General features: G+C 54.8%; 14 protein-coding genes and 2 pseudogenes. 8 read left to right on the plus strand and 8 right to left on the minus strand.

Features of this window, described 5'->3' with window-relative positions:
• Positions 1–31 precede the first annotated feature (31 nt).
• Positions 32–1570, minus strand: coding sequence for a cryptochrome/photolyase family protein (locus tag QN379_RS14180; protein ID WP_322240961.1), 1539 nt, complete (start codon positions 1568–1570; stop codon positions 32–34).
• Between the two features lie 67 nt (positions 1571–1637).
• Positions 1638–1787: a DUF2256 domain-containing protein gene (locus tag QN379_RS14185; protein ID WP_322240963.1), complete on the minus strand. Its 150-nt coding sequence runs from the start codon at positions 1785–1787 to the stop codon at positions 1638–1640.
• Between the two features lie 478 nt (positions 1788–2265).
• On the opposite strand from QN379_RS14185, the gene QN379_RS14190 reads away from it, so the two are divergent.
• The 5 genes from QN379_RS14190 to QN379_RS14210 all read left to right on the plus strand — a co-directional run bounded on the left by QN379_RS14190 (position 2266) and on the right by QN379_RS14210 (position 8429).
• Positions 2266–3189 carry a LysR substrate-binding domain-containing protein gene (locus QN379_RS14190; protein WP_323506927.1) on the plus strand — a complete coding sequence of 308 codons (924 nt, stop codon included), beginning with the start codon at positions 2266–2268 and terminating at the stop codon, positions 3187–3189.
• 82 nt (positions 3190–3271) lie between these two features.
• Positions 3272–4702, plus strand: a complete 1431-nt coding sequence (tcuA, locus tag QN379_RS14195; RefSeq protein ID WP_168056804.1) for an FAD-dependent tricarballylate dehydrogenase TcuA — start codon at positions 3272–3274, stop codon at positions 4700–4702.
• Positions 4689–5828 (plus strand): tricarballylate utilization 4Fe-4S protein TcuB, encoded by a 1140-nt coding sequence (gene tcuB, locus QN379_RS14200; protein ID WP_322240967.1) that lies wholly within the window; start codon positions 4689–4691, stop codon positions 5826–5828. The genes tcuA and tcuB overlap by 14 nt, the downstream gene beginning before the upstream one ends.
• Positions 5829–5927: 99 nt before the next feature.
• Positions 5928–7247, plus strand: a complete 1320-nt coding sequence (locus QN379_RS14205; RefSeq protein WP_322240969.1) for an MFS transporter — start codon at positions 5928–5930, stop codon at positions 7245–7247.
• 606 nt (positions 7248–7853) lie between these two features.
• The gene (locus QN379_RS14210) at positions 7854–8429 is read left to right on the plus strand and encodes a hypothetical protein (protein WP_322240971.1); all 576 of its coding nucleotides are present in this window, start codon (positions 7854–7856) and stop codon (positions 8427–8429) included.
• Positions 8430–8626: 197 nt separating this feature from the next.
• On the opposite strand, the gene QN379_RS14215 is transcribed toward QN379_RS14210, so the two are convergent.
• On the minus strand, positions 8627–11212 hold the full coding sequence (locus QN379_RS14215) for a PAS domain S-box protein (protein WP_323506928.1): 2586 nt from the start codon (positions 11210–11212) through the stop codon (positions 8627–8629).
• Positions 11213–11379: 167 nt separating this feature from the next.
• A complete protein-coding gene (locus QN379_RS14220) occupies positions 11380–11994 on the minus strand; it encodes a recombinase family protein (RefSeq protein ID WP_323506929.1) in 615 nt (204 codons plus the stop codon).
• A 157-nt stretch (positions 11995–12151) separates the two neighbouring features.
• On the opposite strand from QN379_RS14220, the gene QN379_RS14225 reads away from it, so the two are divergent.
• The gene (locus tag QN379_RS14225; protein WP_322240977.1) at positions 12152–15139 is read left to right on the plus strand and encodes a Tn3 family transposase; all 2988 of its coding nucleotides are present in this window, start codon (positions 12152–12154) and stop codon (positions 15137–15139) included.
• Between the two features lie 98 nt (positions 15140–15237).
• Here the strand turns inward: QN379_RS14225 and QN379_RS23715 are convergent.
• Together QN379_RS23715 and katG are read right to left on the minus strand one after the other, a co-directional pair.
• Positions 15238–15487, minus strand: a pseudogene (locus QN379_RS23715) (transposase domain-containing protein); the annotation flags it as partial.
• Positions 15488–15564: 77 nt separating this feature from the next.
• A complete protein-coding gene (gene katG / locus QN379_RS14235) occupies positions 15565–17817 on the minus strand; it encodes a catalase/peroxidase HPI (protein ID WP_322240979.1) in 2253 nt (750 codons plus the stop codon).
• Between the two features lie 812 nt (positions 17818–18629).
• On the opposite strand from katG, the gene QN379_RS14240 reads away from it, so the two are divergent.
• Positions 18630–19361, plus strand: coding sequence for an SDR family oxidoreductase (locus QN379_RS14240; RefSeq protein WP_322240981.1), 732 nt, complete (start codon positions 18630–18632; stop codon positions 19359–19361).
• Positions 19362–19552: 191 nt separating this feature from the next.
• Here QN379_RS14240 and QN379_RS14245 read toward each other — a convergent pair.
• Together QN379_RS14245 and QN379_RS14250 are read right to left on the minus strand one after the other, a co-directional pair.
• Positions 19553–20239, minus strand: a pseudogene (locus QN379_RS14245) (DDE-type integrase/transposase/recombinase); the annotation flags it as partial.
• Between the two features lie 224 nt (positions 20240–20463).
• Complete coding sequence (locus QN379_RS14250; protein ID WP_322240983.1) at positions 20464–21168, minus strand: glutathione S-transferase family protein; 705 nt, start codon at positions 21166–21168, stop codon at positions 20464–20466.
• 168 nt (positions 21169–21336) lie between these two features.
• On the opposite strand from QN379_RS14250, the gene QN379_RS14255 reads away from it, so the two are divergent.
• Entirely contained in the window at positions 21337–22260 is a 924-nt protein-coding gene (locus QN379_RS14255) for a LysR family transcriptional regulator (protein WP_322240986.1), read from the plus strand.
• Positions 22261–22403 lie beyond the last annotated feature (143 nt).

Here is a 22403-nt window from a genome sequence, read left to right on the forward strand (position 1 = left end):
TGATGACGGATACAGATACATTGATTTGTCATCAAAGGTCGTCCAGCTGGCCCAGTAACCCCTCAGCCTGCGCTTGCATGGCGGTGTATGCGGTAATGTCCATTTTGCGCAATTGTTGATACACCATGCCAAGGCGCGGATTGGTTCCGAGGTGCTTTTGGTTGCGAGAAAAAAAATTCCAGTAGAGGGCGTTATAAGGACAGGCGCGCTCGCCTAAACGTAGCTTTTTATCGTAGTGACACCCTTTGCAATAATCACTCATCCGGTCAATATAGGCTGCGCTCGACACATAGGGTTTGGTCGCCATTAAGCCACCATCGGCAAACTGGCTCATTCCTATGGTATTGGGCAACTCCACCCATTCAAATGCGTCAATGTAGACGCCTAGGTACCAACGATGCACCTCGCCGGGGTCCAGTCCAGCCAGCAAGGCAAAGTTGCCGATTACCATCAGACGTTGAATATGATGCGCGTGCGCTTCTTTTAAAGAATGCGTAATGGACATTGAAAGGCAGCGCATTTTGGTCTCTCCGGTCCAAAACCATTTTGGTAACGGGCGCTCGTGAGCGAATACATTTTGCGCTGCATAATCGGGCATATGATGCCAATACATGCCCCGCACGTATTCACGCCACCCCAGGATTTGCCGGATAAAACCTTCGGCTGCTTCCAGGGGTACGCTTCCGGCACGCCACGCGGTCTCAACCTTCGTCACCACCTCGCCCGGACCGAGCATCTTGGTATTGAGCGCGAACGACAGCATGGAGTGAAATAAGCGCCACGCTTTACTACTCATGGCATCCTGAAACTGGCCGAAATACGGAAGCGCGCTGACCAAAAAATCGTCAAGTTGTTGCAACGCCTCGGCGCGATTCAATGGCCATGCAAACTGTGCTGCATTTGGCTGACCTAAGCTTTTAACGCCTGCCGCTTCGATCGTCCTCCAGAGTGCGGAATGATCATGCCGGATGCGACCATCGGGTGGCTCGGCAGGCAAGCCCGGCCAGGACTTACGGTTATCGTGATCATAATTCCACTGCCCACCCACGGGCTTGTTACCGGCTTCCATCAATACACGGTGTCTGACCCGCATATGGCGATAAAAAGTCTCCATCATCCACTTTTTTCGCCCACCAAACAGTGTGCCGACCTCCTCACGTTTCGTGTAAAAGTGTTCGCTATCCACCATCTGCGACGGTATGGATAACTGCTGCACATAGTCGTCCATTTGCCGGTCAAGTCGCCACTCGTCTGGCGCCAGATATTCAAAGGCGCCAGCATCAAAATGCGCAATTATCCGGTCTATATTTGCGGGTAACGATTGTAGATTGTCCGGATCGTCAATCGCCAGATAATGCACGTGATGCCCCGCCTTAGTCAGGCGCTGGGCGAAGTCGCGCATACCTGCGAAAATGGCGATAATTTTCTGGGCGTGATGCAGGACGTAATCGGTTTCTTGTCGCACCTCCATCATGAGGATATGCACGTCATCCCGCGGCAAATTGAACCAGCTATGCAATGGATTAAGTTGGTCACCGAGGACTAATCGGATGGTGGACTTGTTGGTCATGTAATCTCCGTCGTTACGATTTATGCGGCGAGATAGTGAGGGGAGGGGCTGACGTTGTCAATGGTATTTATGTTCCGCTACGTTTAGCCTTGCGGCATCGCGCTGAGCAATATTTGACCTCATCCCACACCGTCGCCCATTTTTTGCGCCACGCAAACGGCAAGCCGCAACTGAGACAAACCTTACTCGGGAGGTTAGATTTTTTCTGCATTTTCATAAGCACTCTCGAAGCAACTGGGTAGGATACGGAATGATGATCGGGTTGTGAGGTTGTGAGGGACTGCGCACAGCGTTAGAACGGGCAGAAAAGTATAGGCAAACATCGGTTAAGCGGTATGTAGATCATGCCTGCTGCGGTTTATTACGCGCCTTGAAGTCATTGATCTCCACCGGCCAACACATGCCAGCGCTAAAAATACCCCTGCGTGCACCACCTGTTGTAATTTTATCAGATCGATTTGAGCAGAAGGGTGCTCGGGAAGAACCGTATGCGTGATAAATTTATTTTAAGCTGTGCTGGATTACGATCTGTTGCACAACCAACGCAATTCGGGACTCCCTTTTTCTGGCATTATTCGCATGGACCTAAAAAGCGCGCAGAATAGCCTCACTTTTGTTTTTGTTAAACGCAGCGTGGGTATCCGCTCGACGTAAAAGTACTAATTTCACCATCCCCGTTATACATTGGAACCGCTATGGAACTACGGCAGTTGCGCTATTTTGTGCGCATAGTGGAGCAGGGTAGCATGGGACGCGCTGCCCGCGAACTTGGGGTTGTTACATCCGCCCTGAGCCAGCAAATAAGTCGACTTGAAAGCGAATTATCGACGCGCTTATTGCAGCGTACGTCAAGTGGGGTCACGCCTACCGACGCCGGGCTTGCCTTCATGCATCAGGCACAACTAGCATTGCGGCACGTTGATGATGCGGCGCGCGCCGCACAGCAGGCGCGATTGTCGGGCCATGTCAGCGTGGGAATGGCACCCAGTACCAGCGGTGTGCTCGGACTGCCCTTTATGCGCGCGATGCGCGAGCGCTATCCAGATGTCCGTCTCCATATGGTAGAAAGTTTATCGGGTCATCTCACGGCCATGCTGACGGCCCGACAAATCGATCTGGCGATTCTGTTTCATGCCGACCCGGCGCAACGCTGGAGTGTCATGCCCTTGCTGGAAGAACGCTTGTTTGTCATCGGCGCAAGCGATGTTATCACCATGCCATCGGGAAAGTCGGTGCGCTTGTCCCAGCTCGCCAACGTGCCTTTAATTCTTCCCAGTGGACCGCATGGCTTGCGTTCTTTGCTCAGCGCTGCGTTTGCGCGCGCGACATGTACACCGTGTGTCGTGGCGGAAATTGACGGTCTGGCAATGTTAATGGATGCCGTACGCGCCGGTTTCGGTGCGACGATCCAACCCGGAGCGGCGCTTGCCCGGGGGGACGCAGAATTGCTTACAGCAGTGCATATATCCGACAAACATGCGCGTCGATCCAATCTGCTGGTGAGCTTGTCGGACAATGAGTTGTCGCCGTCAGGATTAGCTGCACGGGTGGTACTGGCAGATGTGACGCGCACCCTGGTATCTGAAGGTCGCTGGCCGGGCGCCACTCTTCACAAATAGTGAAGACCTGTTGTCTGATTGTCCGCTAGTGCGTGAAGACCCGGGCGGTTATAGTGCGTCAAATGGCCGGGAGACAATAGTAATGTTCGATGTACTGATAATCGGGGGTGGAAATGCTGCTTTATGCGCAGCGCTGATGGCGCGCGAACAAGGGGCATCGGTGTTACTGCTGGAATCGGCACCGCGCGAATGGCGCGGTGGCAATTCTCAACATACGCGTAATCTACGCTGCATGCACGATGCGCCGCAAGATGTGTTGATCGAGACTTATCCGGAGGAGGAGTACTGGCAGGATCTGTTAAAGGTCACCGGCGGTCTGACCGACGAAAAGCTCGCACGACTGACCATACGTGCCTCCGCGACATGTCGCGACTGGATGCGTAGTCACGGGGTCCATTTTCAGGCGCCTATTTCGGGCACGCTCCACGTTGCCCGCACCAATGCTTTTTTTATGGGTGGCGGCAAGGCACTGGTCAATGCTTATTATCGCAGCGCCGAAAAATTAGGTATCTCGATCCGTTATAACGCCGCCGTTGATGCGCTCGATATCGATAATGATGGCCGGTTTCTTGCAGCGCGAATCGGCACCGAGCGTATCGAAGCGCGCAGCTGTGTGCTGGCCTCCGGAGGGTTCGAGTCAAACCGTGAATGGTTACGGGAAGCGTGGGGACAAATCAACGGCGAATGGGTTGCTGACAATTTTCTGATTCGTGGCACACGATTCAACATGGGCGTATTGTTAAAGTTCATGCGCGATGCCGGGGCAGACATGATCGGCGATCCATCACAGTCGCACTGCGTTGCTATCGATGCACGGGCACCACTTTACGACGGTGGGATCTGTACCCGCATCGATTGCGTTTCACTGGGCGTCATGCTGAACAAAAATGCACAACGTTTTTATGACGAAGGCGAAGATTTCTGGCCGAAGCGATACGCCATCTGGGGCCGGCTGGTGGCGCTGCAGCCGGGCCAGATTGGCTACTCGGTCATTGATTCAAAAGCCATAGGACGCTTTATGCCGCCGGTTTTCCCGGGGACGAAAGCCAATACCTTACACGAGTTGGGGCTATTGCTGGGTCTGGATCCGGTTGCCTTCGTGCACACCATAGAAGAGTACAACGCCGCTTGCAGGGTGGGCACTTTCGATCATGGCATATTGGATGATTGCCACACCGAGGGTTTGACTCCCGCCAAAACCCATTGGGCGCAGCCCATTGATCAGGCGCCGTTTTACGCTTACGCGCTGAGGCCTGGTATTACATTTACTTATCTTGGCCTCAAAGTCGACGAACGTGCGACGGTCCATTTTGATGGCAAGCCAAGTGCCAATTTGTTCGTTGCCGGGGAAATGATGGCTGGCAACGTGCTGGGTAAGGGATACACGGCGGGCGTGGGAATGGCGATCGGTACTGCTTTTGGTCGGATCGCCGGCACGGAAGCCGCCAACGCCGCCGGATTTTCAAGGCAGAAAAAAAATAACCAAGAGAAAGTGCGCAATGGAGACGCTTGAAGGTTTGATCAATGAGGCGCGAGGCCTGGCTGCTAATGAACTCGAAGTGAGCCGCGTAATGACCATTTGTAATTCTTGTCGTTATTGCGAAGGATTCTGTGCAGTGTTTCCGGCCATGGCGCGACGGCTTGAATTCGGTAAGTCCGACATTCACTATCTCGCCAATTTGTGCCACAACTGTGGTGCATGCCTCCATGCATGCCAGTACGCGTTACCGCATGAGTTTGCGGTCAACGTACCGAAGGCTATGGCTACAGTACGTTTGCAGACTTACACGGATTATGCATGGCCAGCTGCATTGGGGACACTGTATCAGCGCAATGGATTGACGCTTGCCCTTGCTACCGCTGGCGCGCTTTCGTTATTTCTTGCGCTGGTGATGATTATGCGCGGAACACTTTTATTTACGCCGCTGCACGGAAATTTTTATGCAATTTTTCCGCATAACACGCTGGCATTAATGTTTGGCACCGTGTTTCTATTTGCGATGTTGGCTCTGGGGATTGGCGTGCGGCGCTTTTGGCGCACCGAATCACCCGGCCCGGCTTCCGCTGGTGCGATGGCAGAGGCGAGCGGCAATGTGTTGCAACTGACCTATCTCGGAGGTGGCCATGGAGAGGGTTGCAACAACGCCGACGATGCATTTACGCTGTGGCGGCGACGTTTCCATCACTTTACTTTTTACGGTTTCATGCTCTGTTTTGCGGCCACCAGCGTGGCGACCCTGTATCATTTTTTTGGCGTGCTGGAAGTGCCTTATCCATTCTTCAGCTTACCGGTTTTGCTGGGTGTCGCTGGCGGGATCGGATTACTGATCGGACCCACCGGATTATTATGGCTAAATTTGCGGCGCCATCCGATGCATGGCGATCAAGCGCAAAAGCCGATGGATCGTGGCTTCATCGTACTGCTTTTGGTCACCAGCGTGACCGGGCTGACTTTGCTGTTGTGGCGCGATACCGGCGCCATGACGCTGCTGCTGGCAGTGCACCTTGGCGTCGTCATGGCACTTTTTCTGACACTGCCTTATGGTAAATTCGCACATGGGATTTATCGTAGTGCCGCGCTACTTAAGTGGGCAATTGAAAAACGCCAGCCAACCAAACTGCGAACAGCCGACGAATGATGCGGCGGGGCGCAGTGTGGTGCTTATGTACCACAAAGATTCCCGTTTTCTGCACCAAAAATATAATAATTATTAACTTCCTTTTTCAGGAGACTAGTCATGACCGTGCCATCCCCCGATGTAACGGGTAAATCATCCTCAAAATGGGGCGCAATTTTACGCGTCACTAGTGGAAATTTTCTCGAACAATTCGATTTTTTCTTATTTGGCTTTTACGCTTCACAAATTGCCAAAACATTTTTTCCGGCGGGGAGTCAGTTTGCTTCTTTGATGCTGACTTTTGCAGTCTTCGGTGCAGGATTTCTGATGCGCCCGGTGGGGGCGGTGGTGCTGGGTTCCTATATCGACAAGGTGGGGCGGCGCAAGGGATTGATTGTCACGTTGTCGATTATGGCCAGCGGAACTATCCTGATCGCCTGTATGCCCGGTTACGCGACCATCGGTCTGATGGCGCCGCTGTTAGTCTTGATAGGGCGTTTGTTGCAAGGATTTTCAGCTGGCGCAGAACTTGGTGGCGTCTCGGTTTATCTGTCCGAAATGGCGACACCCGGAAATAAGGGCTTTTATACCAGCTGGCAATCTGCCAGTCAGCAAGTCGCTATCGTGGTGGCTGCCGCACTGGGTTATGGATTGAACGCCTTTATGTCCGCCTCGGCGATTGCCGACTGGGGCTGGCGAATTCCGTTCTTTATCGGTTGCGCCATTGTGCCCTTCATCTTTTTTCTGCGTCAGTCTTTACAGGAAACTGCAGAATTCAATGCGCGTACCCATCATCCCAGTACGCGTGAAGTCTTTCGCTCGATGCTACATAACTGGCGCACGGTAGTTGCCGGTACATTATTAGTGGCGATGACCACGACCACGTTTTATCTGATCACCGTTTACACGCCGACGTTTGGCCGGACAGTGCTTAAGCTAAGCACTGCAGATAGTCTTATCGTGACTTTTTGTGTCGGGATTTCGAATTTTATCTGGCTACCGATTGGCGGGGCGTTGTCGGACCGCATTGGCCGCCGGCCGATTTTGATTGGCATTACCCTCTTAGCCATTTTTACTGCTTATCCCACTTTATCCTGGCTCGTCAGCGCGCCGAGCTTTGAGCGTATGCTCATTGTGCTGTTGTGGTATTCATTTTTCTTTGGTGTCTATAACGGCGCGATGGTCGCAGCGTTAACGGAAGTAATGCCGGTCAATGTGCGTGTTGCAGGCTTTTCGCTCGCTTTCAGTTTGGCTACCGCGATTTTTGGTGGCTCTACGCCTGCAGTCTCGACTTTCCTCATTCAAATCACAGGTGACAAGGCCGCACCCGCTTATTGGATGAGCTTCGCTGCTGTTTGTGGCCTGCTAGCAACCTTGATGCTGTATAGGGGGCCAAAAGGATCCAGGCATGCATTCAAAGACGGCCGGGTTCCCGGTTAACGCTGAAAAATGGTCAGTGTTGATGTGCAGGGAATGTACGCTGCGAGACGTTAATAAAAATTAACCGCGTCTTGTAACGCACCACAAATTTAAAAAGTGCAAAGGCCTTAGAACAAAGTCAAAAATACGAAAGCCTTGCAGCCATGCAAGGCTTTATTTATTTGCACCGCTTGCCGAATCAGGCAGTGTTTGATATTTTCGTGCTGTATTCGAGAATCCCTCCTGATGCTGCCATGGTTTGCCACATTAAAGAATGTGCCATAAACACCGTGTTCACCGCAGGTGAAAAGGGGAAAGTTATCCGCAGGCAATGTGCGGTGCAGTAGTGCCGGAATTACCGAAGAGTCTGCTGGTGTTGATTGGAGCGGGTTCACAGTTTTTTACGAAGAAGTAGGATGAAAAATCTGGACAAAATTGCGGGCGTATAAGATATTCTGATGACGAGGTCTAGATAAAACGGTACTATCAAGCAACATGCAACGTTTGAATAAAAGAGACTATGCTGACCCAGAGCTGAGGAGCACTGTTTAATCGTCTTTCCTTCAGGTTGTGAACCCATGTTGCAAAATTGCAATCCTGTCCCAAAATCGCCGGTACCGCTCGGATATGCGCCACTACAACCAAGAAATCCTCGGCGACTGCGTCTCGGAAGTACTTAAAGAAGACGCCAAATCATTCGCATGGTCGCTGGAATGGCTGGATATTCTTTTGGGTTATTACGACGACCCCAAGCAGGCGCTACGCATGCGTCGCTATTTCCTGGCGGCCGGGACGTCCTTCTTGGCGATCGGCCTGTTGTTTGCCTGCTATTGGCAAGATGTTCTTTCAAGCACCGCATTTTATCGCAGTGCCACGCTGGTATTGCTTGCAGTCATCGCTTTCTATATTCTTTTTCGCTTGGGCCTCAATCTGCGGTTCAACGATCCGAATCTTGCCCTTCCACAAATTTTGGCTTCTTCCCTCATTACTCTGTACGCGATGTACGAGGCTGATGGTGCACGATCTGTGTTCTTAATACTCCTGCTGATGTCTTATTTGTTCAGCGTGCTGCAACTTACGACGCGGGGATTGCTGATTTACGCTGTGGGTATTTTGGGCGCCTATGGGTGTGTAATCGGGCTGCTGTGGCGCTTCAAGCCGCTGTCATTGGGGGACCGTAAGGATTCCTACGTAAATGAGTAACAGGCGAAAACAGCTTTGGAATCAAAGTATTTTCGCGTCACCGAACGATAGGTAACGCCCCATTGCGGCCATTGAACATGCATGTTAGACGCAGTAGTTTCTTGAATTCTTTGAGCCGGGATTCAACAGCGTAACGACGAAACCTTCGAAGCGATTGAACTTTCCCAACTATAGATCACTAGCAGCCCGGCCGGTCATCATTCATCTTCAAAGCGGACGGCATTGCGGCCGGACTCCTTGGCAAGGTACATGGCTGCATCGGCTTGGCGAAATAATTCCATCTGGTCCGATCCGGTGGGCGAAAAAAGTGCGACGCCAATGCTGGCGGAACATCGGTGCGAAATTGCAACTTCACCCAGCCCCTGGTGCACTGTAAAGTTGTAGATCTCGGAAAGGCGGTTGCGAACTTTCTCAGCAATTTGCACGGCGAGTTGGCGCGAATCCGTCTGGCTTTCGCTCAATCCCCCCAGCGCGATAACGAACTCATCACCTCCGATACGGGCTACGGTGTCGTCTTGGCGAACACTATCCTTAAGCCTGTTGGCGACTTCCTTGAGCAAGAGGTCACCCACTGCATGGCCAAATTGGTCATTGAGGGGCTTGAAGTTGTCTAGGTCGATTACCAGCAATGCGCCGTAGGTTCCACTGCGCTTGTTGCTGGCGATGGTCATATTGAGGCGCTCTTTCAGCAGGCGCCGGTTAGCAAGCTTGGTCAGGCTGTCATGGAAAGCGTAGTCGTACATGAGGGTTTCGGCTTCTTTGCGATCCGTGATATCGACATGAACGATCACTGCGCCCCGGTCGCCAGTGTGCATGGGGGTGACTTTCATGACAAACCAGCGCTGCTTTTCTGGTGTGTGGCAGGGATACTCACAACTGAATTTTGGCAACTTGCCGTTGATGACGGCCTCGATCCCTTCACGGATGTTGACGCTATCAGCAGGCTCGGGCGGCAAAGTGCTTAGGGCTGCGAGGTAGTTGGCACCAACGTCGACGTTATCGCTGCTAGGGCTGTCAAGGCAGCCGCCATTGTCTGCGGCGAATCGTCGCCAGGCCTCGTTGGTCGCCATAATGACCCCGGACTCGTTCAACACGACAATCTCGCTGGACACCGAATCAAGGATGTCCTTGGTCAACAGCCGACCTTGTTCGAGGGCCCATTCGGCCTGCTTGCGTGCAGTGATGTCGCGTGCCGACGCGTACAGGAGGTCCACGCCGTCCAGCACTACGCCCTTGGCATTGATCTCCACATCAAGGATGATTCCATCCTTGCGCCGATAACGGGTCTCAAAGGCCCGCGGCTGCGCAATTAGTCGACCTATTTCGGCAATCAGTTCCTGGGGCTCAAACATGGCGTCCCAATCGCGGACGTTGAGCCGTGCTGTTTCTTCTGCGGTATAGCCAAGCAACAGGGTAAAAGATTGACTGAACTGCAAGACATTGCCGTCACGGTCTAGAATGTGGATACCATCACTGGCGGTGTCGAGCAAGGTCTGTAGGCGCGCAGTCAAATTTTTTCTATCGGTAATGTCCTGAATCTGGGATACAAAGTGAACCGGCGCACCGTCCCGCGTGCGCACCAGCGACACATTGAGCTGGGCCCAGATGGTTCGGCCGTCTTTGTGGAAATAACGCTTTTCCATTTCATAGGTTTCAACAACGCCCTGTAGCAATTCTTCAACGTGGTGCAGGTCCAATGCCAGATCATCTGGGTGGGTGATTGTTTGGAAATCTGTCACGAGCAGTTCCGCTTCGCCGTAACCTAACAACTTGCATAATGACTGGTTGACCTTGAGAAATCTTCCGTGGACGGAGACCAGCGCAATGCCATGCGAAGCCGCCTCAAACGATCCGCGAAATTGCGACTCACTGATCACGAGCGCCGCTTCGGCAAGGCGGCGTGCGGTAATGTCTTGAAACGCGCCCACCAGGCGCACGGGCTTGCCCTGTTTAAATTCCGCCACACCCAAGGCACGTACCCAAATTTCGGTACCGTTTTTCTGAATAAACGGCAACTCAAGGTCCCAGCGCTGGCCGGTTGCGATGGACTGTGTAACTGCGGCCTCAATCACCGGTCTAGCCTGTGGCGCGTAAAACTCGATCGCTTCGCTCAGCTGGGGCAAATACCCCGGCGCAACCCCATGAATACGGCAGGTTTCATCGGACCAAAATATCGTATTTGCGACCAGGTCAACTTCCCAACCACCGACCCCAGCCATGGCCCCAGTACGTTCCAGCAGCGTTTTGGTACGCCGCAGTTCAAGCTGCAAGGTATTTCCATGCTGTACTGCTTGAGACCCTTCGATAATTTTGGCGACAATGGCCGCCAGAGCTACCAATTTGTGGGCCTGGCTAGCGTCAAGCAAACGTGCTGTGCGATCTGCAACACACAAGGTACCCGTGCGCTCCGGTTGGTGTCCCAACAGTATCGGCGCACTGGCAAAAAAACGGATTCCGATTGGTCCGGTAACCCAGGGACTGGCGAATAATCGAGGGTCCTGCGCAGCGTCGTCCACCACGACTAGTTCTTCACTATCCCTTGCAAGGGCCAGAAGCGTCTCGTCGCTCAGCAGGCCAGCTAATGCGACTGGGTCGGCAGTGGCGACATAGCATGGTCGCGTACCATCAGAAAAGTCAATCCACGCCACAGCCACCCCCAACGCGGCCGTGACACACTCCAACAGGGGCTGTGCCTCGGGCAGGGTGGCAGCATCCGACACTAGGGGTGGATGTGCCGAAGTGAACGGCGGCTTGGGTAGCGAAGCAAGCAAGAGGTCCTCCATGGGCCGGTATTCCGTTGTCAAATATGGGTTAGGACCGACAAAGCCTTAATTGCGTGAATACTACCCGCTTGGTCGAGCAGCTCGCATTTCCTACCGCCAGACTAGGGAACCAATCATCTACAGCCCGATTACAAGTGACGGCTTCTGGCCGTTCTCTGTCGATCCAGCTACGTTTTAATCAAAATCTTCTGCCCTGCTTGCTTCAACGTGCCATCCCCATTCACATATGCATAAAGTGTCGTAGTCGTAATATCCAAACGGCGTGCCACTTCGACGGCTTTGGCTTTCGGGTCAGCCATCGCGGCCATCGCCATCATCACAGTGGCTCGATCCATCTTCCGAGGACGCCCGCCTTGACGCCCACGCGCTCTTGCCGAAGCAAGCCCCGCATGCGTGCGCTCAGCAATCAATTCCCGCTCGAATTCCGCCAGCGTCGCAAAAATTCCAAAGAATAGCCGCCCGTTTGCGGTGGTTGTGTCGATCTGTGCGCCAGCCCCGGCCAATACTTTCAAGCCGATGTTGCGATTACGTAATTCGTCCACCGTCGTGACCAAGTGCTTCAAGTCACGGCCCAGCCGATCCAGTTTCCACACCACCAACGTATTGCCGGGCTGGAGGGCCTTGAGGCAAGCATTCAATCTAGGCCGATCATCCTTGCGGCCGGATGCCAAATCCGAATAAATCCGATCCGGCTCCACACCGGCAGCAATCAGCACGTCGCGTTGCGGCGCCAGCGTCTGGCTGCCGTCACTTTTGGAAACGCGAGCATATCCGACCAACATAATGCGTCCAATGTACAAGAAAAGCTAAAAGTAAGGGTACAATATTGTGTTGTTTTTTTCAATGAGTTTTCTTGTGGTTTTTCGGCCCTGTCCGGGCATTTTCCTGATCGCAAGATAAACGGTCGTTTTTCTTGCACTACATCTCCAACTTGCCAAATTGCAACCAAGCGACACCGCCTATCCACGCTTCAAAAGTCGCCTGTCGCCCATCGAGCTGGAGCGCTTCTACACGCTGACCGACGCCGAACGTGTTTTTTGCGAAGGTGCGACCAGGTCGGATGCAACCCGGTTGGGATTTGCGTTGCTCCTCAAGACCTACCAGCGGCTCGGTTACTTTGTCACGTCTGTTCAGGTGCCAGGCGCGATTGTTGATCATATCGGCGCGGTGATCGGCGCATCCTGCGAGCGCGACAAATTGCGCAGCTACGATGTATCGCAAGCCAGGCGCAAGCATTTGTCAGCAATCCGCCAATTTCTGTCGGTCAAGGCGTTCAGCGAATCAGGTAAGCAACTGCTGCGGCAAACGCTGGCCGACGCATCACTGACCAAGGATGATGTAATCGATATCGTGAACATCGGCATCGAGACACTGGTGCGCCACTGTTATGAATTGCCGGCCTTCGACACGCTGGTGCGTGAGGCGCGGGCTCAACGGGCCGCTACGACGCAGGCGATGTATGCGCGCATCGAGGCAGCTCTGGGCGAGAGCGGGCGCGCTTTTCTGGATGCGCTGTACGTGGTGGGCGATGATCCGCGCCATGTCAGCGCCTGGAACGATATCAAGCAGGATGCGGCCATGCCGACCATCGACGGCATGCGCGCCCTGGTGGCGCGTTACGACCAGCTAACTGGACTCGCATGCCATGCCGATCTACTCAAACCGATTCCTTTTGTGAAGATCAAGCAGTGGGCGCTCGAAGGCAATAGCCTTGACGCGACCAGCATGATGGACATGGCCGCACCCAAGCGCCATGCAGTGACGTTGGCCCTGATTCGGCAGCGCCTGGCGCGCGTGACCGACGACCTGTGCAATATTTTCTGCAAGCAGATGAAGCGAGTGGAACATGCCGCCGACGAGGCCCTGGAAAAGTACCTGGCCGACAATCAAGAAAAAACCGACGAGATTTTGCGGCGGTTCGCAGCGATGGAAGCGCTGCTCAATTCCGACCAACCGGATAGCGAACAATTGCTGGCCATCCGTAATGCGGTCACGGCTCGCCCGGACTTATGCGAGTTCTCCCGCCTGCATGCCGAATATGGCGGCAAGAACCAATGCCGGTTCTTCTGGCATTTCTTCAAGCCGCGTCGCGTCGAGGTACTGCGCATTCTCAGCAAGTTGCCGCTGGTCGCGACCAGTCAGGATGCCGGCGTCGAGCAAGCGTTGGCCTTCGTGCTGGAAAATCGGCATCGGCACCACGAATGGATAACGCTCACGGCTGCCGACAGCGCGCGCCTGACGCTGACGAACCTTGCCTGGATTCCGGAAAAATGGTGGAAGCTCGTGACTGGCGAAACCCAGCGCAACGTTGCGCTGACGCGCATCAACCGGCGCCAGTTCGAAGTCTGTTTCTGCACGCAGATGGTGCGGGAACTGAAGTCTGGCGACGTTTGTGTGACTGGCAGCGATGCCTATGCCGACCATCGTGATGAGCTGGTGCCAATGGAGGAATGCGAGCGCACGCGTGCAGACTATGGAGAAAAAGTCGGTATTCCGGTCAGCAGTACCGAGTTTGTCGCCCACGTGTGTGCGCTCCTGACGCAGGCAGCACAGCAGGCCGACCAGGGTTATCAGGTGAATCTGCATTTCAATATCGTTGACGGACGACCGAAACTGGACCGGTACAAGAAAAAAATATTGCCAGCCGGATTCAAGGAGCTTGATGATGCGCTGCGGCGCAAGCTCGACAGCCTGGAACTTTCATTGCTCGATGTACTGGCCGACACGATGCAATGGCTGGGCTGGGGCAAGCACTTCGGGCCACTGAGCGGCCACCAGGGAAAGCTGCACGACGAAGCCCGGCGCAAGATTCTGACGGTATTCGCTTATGGCACCGGCATGGGGCCAACCCAGATCGCAAAAAATATTACCGACGTGAGCGCGCGCCAAGTGTCCTTCGTCAATCAGCGCCAGATCACCACCGAAAAGCTGGAGGCCGCAATCAGCACGGCGATCAATGGCTACAACCAATTTCAGCTGCCGCAGTATTGGGGTGACACCAAGCGTGCCGCCGCCGACGGCACGCAATGGAACCTGTACGAAAACAATTTGCTGTCGGAGCGGCATATTCGCTACGGCGGTTACGGCGGTATTGCCTATTATCACGTCAGCGACACCTACATTGCGCTGTTTTCGCACTTCATTCCCTGTGGCGTCTGGGAGGCCGTGTATATCCTCGACGGACTCACCAAGAACACGTCTGACATTCAGCCCGACATACTGCATGGCGACACGCAGGCGCAAAGCGCACCGGTCTATGGACTGGCATTTTTGTTGGGCATCAAGCTGATGCCTCGGATTCGCAACTGGAAAGACCTGAAGTGGTTTCGCCCGGACAGCGACACAGCCTACGAGCACATCGACACTCTGTTTTCAAAGGACGTGATCGACTGGGATCTGATCGCGTGCCACTTGCCGGACATGCTGCAAGTGGCGCAATCGATTCAGGCCGGCCGCATTTCGCCGTCGACCATCCTGCGCAAGCTGGGCACTGCCAGCCGGAAAAACAAGCTGTACTTCGCGTTTCGCGAACTGGGCCGTGCCGTGCGCACGATGTTCCTGCTGGAATATATCGGCGACCAGGAACTGCGACAGACCATCCAGGCGGCCCAGAACAAGTGCGAAGGCTTCAACAACTTCGCCCAGTGGGCATATTTCGGCTCCGACACCATCGAAGACAATGTGCGCGACAACCAGTTGAAGATCATCAAGTACAACCATCTGGTCGCCAACCTGCTGATTTTTCATAACTGCCACACAATGACACAGGCATTCAAGGAACTGGAAGCTGAAGGCATGCAGTTGACGCCAGAATTGCTCGCTGCATTCAGCCCGTATAGGACGCATCACACAAATCGTTTCGGGACGTACGAGTTGCGCGACCGGCCGTCGGGGCCGATTGATTACGGCGTGATGTTCAAAATTTAGCAACATCGACGATGTTACTCATTTACGAAGGAATCCTTACGCTACCCCTTTTTTGCACAACTTGATTGCCGACATCAGAATCGACATGGTTATCCGGCTCATGCCACCCCCGTTGCCGATTCGGGCATCATGGCGCCGGCATCGAGTACCTCCTGCGTCAAATCCCCATTCCACGGCAGCAACGCCTCCCCCATCCTCAGCCGTTGTTGCCTTTGGCAAGTCGCGCATGACGCGGCACAGCCAGTCATACGGCTCCAGGCCGTTGTGCTTGGCCGTTTGCACTAGAGAATACACCACGGCGCTGGCGTGCACGCCTGCCGCCGGGTCGGCGAACAGCCATGATTTGCGACTATGGGAATATTTCCATAGCCGCAAAGTCTGGCGTTTATGGAGCGCCTACAACTGTACGACTCGGCAACCCCATCTTACGCGATGTCGAAACGGTCGAGGTTCATCACTTTGGTCCACGCTGCGACAAAATCGCCGACAAACTTTTTCTTAGCATCGGCCGTGGCGTACACCTCGGCGATCGCGCGCAGCTGCGCATTTGAGCCGAAAACCAGGTCGACCCGCGTCGCAGTCCACCGCGGCTCACCTGTCTTGCGGTCACGCCCTTCGAACTGGTCGGTGGCGGCCGACACGGCGTGCCACTGCGTGCCCATGTCGAGCAGGTTGATAAAGAAGTCGTTGCTCAACGTGCCCGGCTGTTTGGTGAAGACGCCGTTCGGCGTCTGGCCGACATTGGCGCCCAGCACCCGCAGACCGCCAACGAGCACGGTCATCTCCGGGCCCGTCAACGTCAGCAGTTGCGCCCGGTCGATCAGCAGTGCCTCTGCCGGTACGCTGTAGCGCGTCTTCTGGTAATTCCGAAAGCCGTCTGCGATTGGTTCGAGCGGAGCGAACGAATGCATGTCGGTCTGCTCCTGCGAGGCATCCATCCTCCCGGGAGCGAAGGGGACGCTGAGCTCGTAACCGGCATGTTTAGCTGCCAGTTCTACACCTGCGTTACCGGCCAGGACGATCAGATCGGCCAGCGACAGCTTTTTACCACCGGACTGCGTGGAATTGAAATCGTTGCGGATACCGTCGAGTACTTTGAGCACCTTGGAGAGTTGCGCTGGCTGATTGACGGCCCAGTCCTTCTGCGGCGACAAGCGAATGCGCGCCCCGTTCGCGCCGCCCCGTTTGTCGGAGCCCCTGAACGTGGACGCGGATGCCCATGCCGTCGCCACCAGCTCGGCAACCGTCAAGCCGGACGCCAGCACCTTGTTTTTGAGGGCCGAGATATCCTGATCATCGACCAGCGCGTGGTCAATGACGGGAATCACGTCCTGCCAGATGAGCTCTTCGGCCGGCACCTCGGGGCCGAGATAGCGAGCGCGTGGCCCCATGTCGCGGTGGGTCAGTTTGAACCAGGCCCGCCCAAAGGCATCCGCAAACTGGTCGGGGTTTTCCAGAAAGCGCCGTGAAATTTTTTCGTAGGCCGGATCCACCCGCAACGACAGGTCGGTCGTCAACATGGTGGGACGGTGACGCTTGGACGGGTCGTGGGCATCCGGGATGAGTCCGTCGCCGCCCTTGGCAATCCACTGCTGCGCGCCGGCAGGGCTCTTCGTCAGTTCCCACTCGAAGCCAAACAGGTTCTCAAAGAAGTTGTTGCTCCACTGCGTTGGCGTGCTGGTCCACGTGACCTCCAGACCGCTGGTGATGGTGTCGCCGCCCTTGCCGGTGCCGAAGCTGTTTTTCCAGCCGAAGCCCTGGGCCTCGATGCCAGCGGCCTCAGGCTCTTGCCCAACGTGCTCCGCTGGCGCCGCGCCGTGGGTTTTCCCGAAGCTGTGCCCACCAGCGATGAGCGCGACCGTCTCTTCGTCGTTCATCGCCATGCGGCCAAACGTGTCGCGAATGTCGATGGCTGCAGCCAGCGGGTCGGGCTTGCCGTCCGGGCCTTCGGGATTGACGTAAATCAAGCCCATCTGCACCGCGGCCAGTGGATTCTCCAGGTCGCGCGTGTGCGTCGCTTCGCTATCGTCGTCCTTCACGAGCACGCCATGGTTCTCTTCAACCCCCGGTGAACCCTTCGAGTAACGCACGTCGCCGCCAAGCCACTTTGTCTCGCGCCCCCAATACACATCATGGTCCGGTTCCCAGACATCTTGGCGACCGCCCGCAAAGCCAAAAGTTTTGAAGCCCATGCTTTCCAAAGCAACGTTACCAGTAAGGATAATCAAGTCTGCCCATGAAATCTTTTCACCGTATTTCTGCTTGACCGGCCACAGCAGGCGGCGCGCCTTGTCTAGGCTCACGTTGTCGGGCCAGCTGTTGAGCGGCGCGAAGCGCTGCTGGCCGCGGCCAGGGCCGCCCCTGCCATCGCCGATGCGATAGGTGCCGGCACTGTGCCACGCCATGCGCACGAACAGCCCGCCGTAATGCCCGAAGTCGGCAGGCCACCAGTCTTGGGAATCTGTCATCAATGCGGTCAAATCTGTTTTCACCGCCGCCAGATCGAGGCTCTTGAACGCCTTGGCGTAGTCGAATTGCTGGCCCATCGGGTCGGACTTGGAAGAATGCTGGTGCAGCAGATCCAGGCGCAATTGCTGCGGCCACCAGTCACGGTTCGTCGTTCCAACGCCCGCGGCTGCACTGAACGGGCACTTCACTTCGGTCTTTTCGGTACTCATGTCAGACTCCTATTTTTCACAATGAATTGGTTAAAGTAAAAGCTGGGAAAATCATGTTGAGTGCATCCTCGATCCCGGCCGCCATCGATGACACAGACAACTGAGTATACACAGGGACACGCGATTACGAAAATTCATCGCACTAATCGAATCGATTGTCAATTCCTATTTTTATGGGATTTGTGAAGGGGAAACGCGTGATAGACGTCAATCTTTGCACATTTCTTGAAGTTGACAGGCAACATCAAAAATAGCCTGTGAACCACTATATAATTTGAAAATACGCTGTCAATGGTAAGAACAGAGGGAGTGCGACCAAAATAGGCATGGCTTGTCAGTATCCCATGATAAATAATTTTCCCCATGAGCGCTGCGCTCACGTGATATGGGCGGCAGGACCCATGCAAAACCTGCCTCAAGCGTCTGATGGAAGTTGCGGATGACGCCGGCGGCCGGCTGTCGGTGACCTGGCCGTTCCCTCCAAGCTGCGCAACGACCTGCGCAGGCCTGCGATGGAGGAACTCGGCAGGCGGTTAATTCGAGTTGAAAGCACCGTTAACAGGCTGTTGAAAAATCATTCCTCGGTAGGAAATTTTTCAAAACACACTCAAGAAATACGTGAGATTTGAGCTGAAAAGCATATTTTGCTAAAAAATTAGGCAGCCCAATCTCATTTTCTAAGTATTTTTCGTCGCTCAGTGGGAAGAGATTTCTTTTTTCAACAGCCTGTTAAGCTACATTATCGTAATTCTTTATGTACGCATTTCGCCTTTGCCATCCGCAGTGACTCATTAACAATTGATTGGAAATTTATGAAAATGCAGGACCTCAGCGGAAAAATTGCCGTCATCACCGGCGCATCGAGCGGCATAGGGCAGGCAGCCGCCCGTTTGCTGGCGGAAGAAGGAGTCCACGTCGTGCTTGCAGCGCGGCGACGTGACCTACTTGATGCGCTGGCGCAGGAGCTTGGTGCTTCGGCAACCATCGTGCAGACCGATGTTACCGACGGCAGCCAGGTGCAGGCGCTGTTCGAGCTGGTGCGGGAACGCTTTGGCGGACTGGATCTACTGTTCAACAATGCCGGCCTGGGCATCAGCGCACCTTTCGCAGACAGCACGCGGGACCAATGGAAGACAATGATCGATGTGAACCTGTACGGGGTGTTCAACTGCACGCATGCGGCCATTGCGCTCATGCGCGGACGCCCAGGCGCGATGATCTCGTCTGTCTCCAGTGTGGGCGGGCGGTATGGCGTTGAGAACTGGTCCGTTTACAGTGCCACCAAATATGCTGTTGTAGGCTTTCATGACGCCTTACGTAAGGAACTGGGACCAGACGGAATTCGCGTATCGGTGATCGAACCTGGAGCCGTCTGGACCGAGTTTGGCCATAACGTCAGTGTCACGCTCAATGAGCGGCGTGAGAAGCTCAATGCCCTGAGCGCTCAGGACGTTGCTCAAGCACTCGTCTATGCGTTCGCGCAGCCGGCCAACGTACTTATAGAAGAAATCTTGATGCGGCCAGTCCTTCAACTCGCCCCTTAACGCATTAATTGCGCGTTTCTTTCTCCGCGGCCCTTGTTGCTAGTAATGGCTGCTATGGATCGATTGCTGTCACCCAGGATTGTCGGTCGTTTTGGGAAGAACACAGGATTCGGAAAAAATCGGGCGCTAAGGTAACTGTCAAGTTCCGTTCGGTCATAAACCCGTTTGGCAAATAAATCGGGCTTTTTCTGCTACCACTCTTTGAGCGCTTGTATCGGCGTGTTGCCATCGATGGCGCGTTGCGGAATATGGTGGTTGTACAGCTTCCAGTAATTCTGTAGCGTGGCTTCAAGTTGTTCGGCCGCGCTGGCGAAATGAGTCTGTCTGATCAACTCGCTGATGCGGCCATTGAAACGCTCGACCATGCCGTTTGTTTGTGGATGCCGGGGCGGCGCCTGGTGCTCCACGGCGATGCTGGCACAGGCAAGATCGAAGGCAGGCTTGCCGGTCGGCTTCTTGTTTTTGGACGTGAATCGGTCGGTAAATTGCGATCCGTTGTCAGTGAGTATCTTGGTGATCTTGACGGGCGAGGCAAGCTTGAGCCGGCGCAGGAAATCGACGCTGCTCACGTCGGTCATGTCGGCGTAAGTATGCAGAAATACCCAGCGGGTGGCGCGGTCGATAGCGACGAATAAATAACGACGCGACGATTCGTCGGCCATCTGCGGCAAGTACTTGATGTCGATGTGAATGAAGCCCGGCACGTAGCTCTTGAAAGTCTTTTTCGGTGGCGCCGTTTCTCCCTCTGCTTTCGGGATGACATCGGCCAATTTCGACATGTCGTGGCGTTTCAACAGGCGCGCCACGCCCGAGCGCGACACCTCGGAATTGATATATTGTTTGGTGATGTACAGCAAGTCGTCGAGCGGCAGGTACAGCTTCCAAACTGACGCTATCTTACGTCGCCTGTGGAAGACGAAATTTCAGGGGAAGCTCAATTCGCAGTTATCTCTGGTTTGAGTGGCCGTCAGTCGCAGTTAATTCCGGTCGAAAAAGCCACTGAATGCAGGTCGAAGCGTTTTTGGATGCAGGTCGTTGATATGGCTTCTCGAACGCGCAGGGCACTCATTGCGTTTCGAGATCCTTCGCCGATCCGCTCGGATCATTTTCCTTGGGGACTATCCAACTCCGGCACACCGCTGTTGCGGTCGGCATAGGCAGCCTGGAAGCTGGGCCGGAGCTGCCAGCGCCGCCAGAACGCATCCAGATGCTCGAAGCGCTCGTCCAACGGGATTGCGTTGACCGGAAACTTGGAAAAGGCGATCGCGGTTGCGAGCGTGATGTCTGAGAAGGTAGGCTCGTCCCCGCCGAGGAGCCAGTCGCGTCCGTCCGACAGATGCCGGTTGACCAGAGCCGAATGCACCAGTGCCTCCTTTCGGCAATGCTCGCCCCAGGCGTGATTGGTGGTCAGCTCAAGCTTCGGGCCGAGCCCGTTATGCAGGACATGGAACGCCGTGACGATGCGATAGTGGATATGCACCCAAATGCGGTTGTCCCACATGTTGTCGAGACCCTGCTGCAGCGGGTTCTCACCCATGATCTTGCGCCCCGGGTAGGCTTGGTCGAGATACCGGACGATAGCGGCGGTCTCGGAAATAAAGCTGCCGTCGGCCAGTTCAAGAGTGGGTGTCTCGCCCCACGGATTCATCTTCAGGTGCGGCCATTGCCGCTGTTCACCGCCCGGCGACATATCGTAGATGCGTTCCTCGAACTGATCGGCAATGCCCTTTTCGTGCATGAACAGGCGCAGGCGCTGCGGGTTGGGAAACGCCGAAGGCGAGGTGAAAAGGCGCAGTTTGCTTGTCATGAAGGTGTTCCCCTATGGTTGGAGCAGATAGTGTGGCGAGCCTCGGCGAAGCACCCCGGTTGGCTTGCAATCGGTCTTTTGCGCAAGCAATGGCCGTAGTATATTAACTTGGTTGCCGCCGATAAATGGGGTTAAAATCAATTCATTTATTACATTTGAGAACAAGCGATGGCGGGTGTTGATTCGATGCAGCTCGGAAGCATCGAGCAATTTTGCAAAGCAGCAGAGTTGGGCAGTTTCACTGCGGCAGCCGAGGTCTTCGGCGTCACACCGGCGGCCGTCAGCAGATCCATCGGCAGGCTCGAACAACGCCTGGGAGTGCGCCTGTTCTCCCGCACAACTCGCAGCGTCAAGGTCACAAACGAAGGGGAGCTTTTTTGGAAGGAGTGCCAGTTGGCTCTGGGCCAGATCGCCGAAGCCGAACGCGCCATCACCGGCGGGCAAACAGTGCCCAGCGGGCTGCTGCGTATCAGTGTCAGTACCGCCTACGGAACGCATCGATTGCTACCCCTGATGCCCAAATTCACCGAGGCGTACCCGCAGATCGAAATAGAGCTGAGCATCTCGGACCGGATCGTCGATTTTGTCGAGGAAGGATTCGATCTTGCCATACGGGTAGGCATTCAGCGAGACTCGCGGCTGGTTGCATACAAGCTCGAGGACGCGTTTTTGGGCGTCTTCGGCACACCGGAATATCTGATGAAAAAGGGCACGCCACTTTCACTTGACGACCTTCAGGCTCACGATTGCATTCAGTACGTATCACCGAATACCGGGCGTCCGATGTCATGGTTGTTCAAGAGCAAAAAAGGGGGAGAGATCGATCATCCGATTCAGAGCCGGATGCGCATACTCAACGATGCGCTCGGTTGCGTCGCATGGCTCAATGCCGGGGGCGGCCTATACCAGACCTACCACTTCGCGGCCGCCGGCGCCGTGAAGCGTGGAGACCTCGTGGAAGTTCTTCACGATCTTGCCGGGCGCTCCCGGCCGTTCTCCATTTTATATCCACAGAACCGGCATCTATCGGCGAAGGTACGCGCATTGATTGATTTCTTGCGGTCTACCTTGAGTGTACAGCCAGCTCAATAGTCGGAAATCCTGGGACTGTACGCTCGTGCTCACGAAACGCCCCCGATGACCTCGTCAAAAACGTCATGATCATCCTTGCCGATAAACACAATGGGGGGTGTTGATCCGTGAGGGCCATTGTCAAAACGGTTTTCACTTTGCCA

The sequence above is a fragment of the Glaciimonas sp. Gout2 genome, from assembly GCF_035018905.1.
Classification (GTDB): domain Bacteria; phylum Pseudomonadota; class Gammaproteobacteria; order Burkholderiales; family Burkholderiaceae_D; genus Glaciimonas.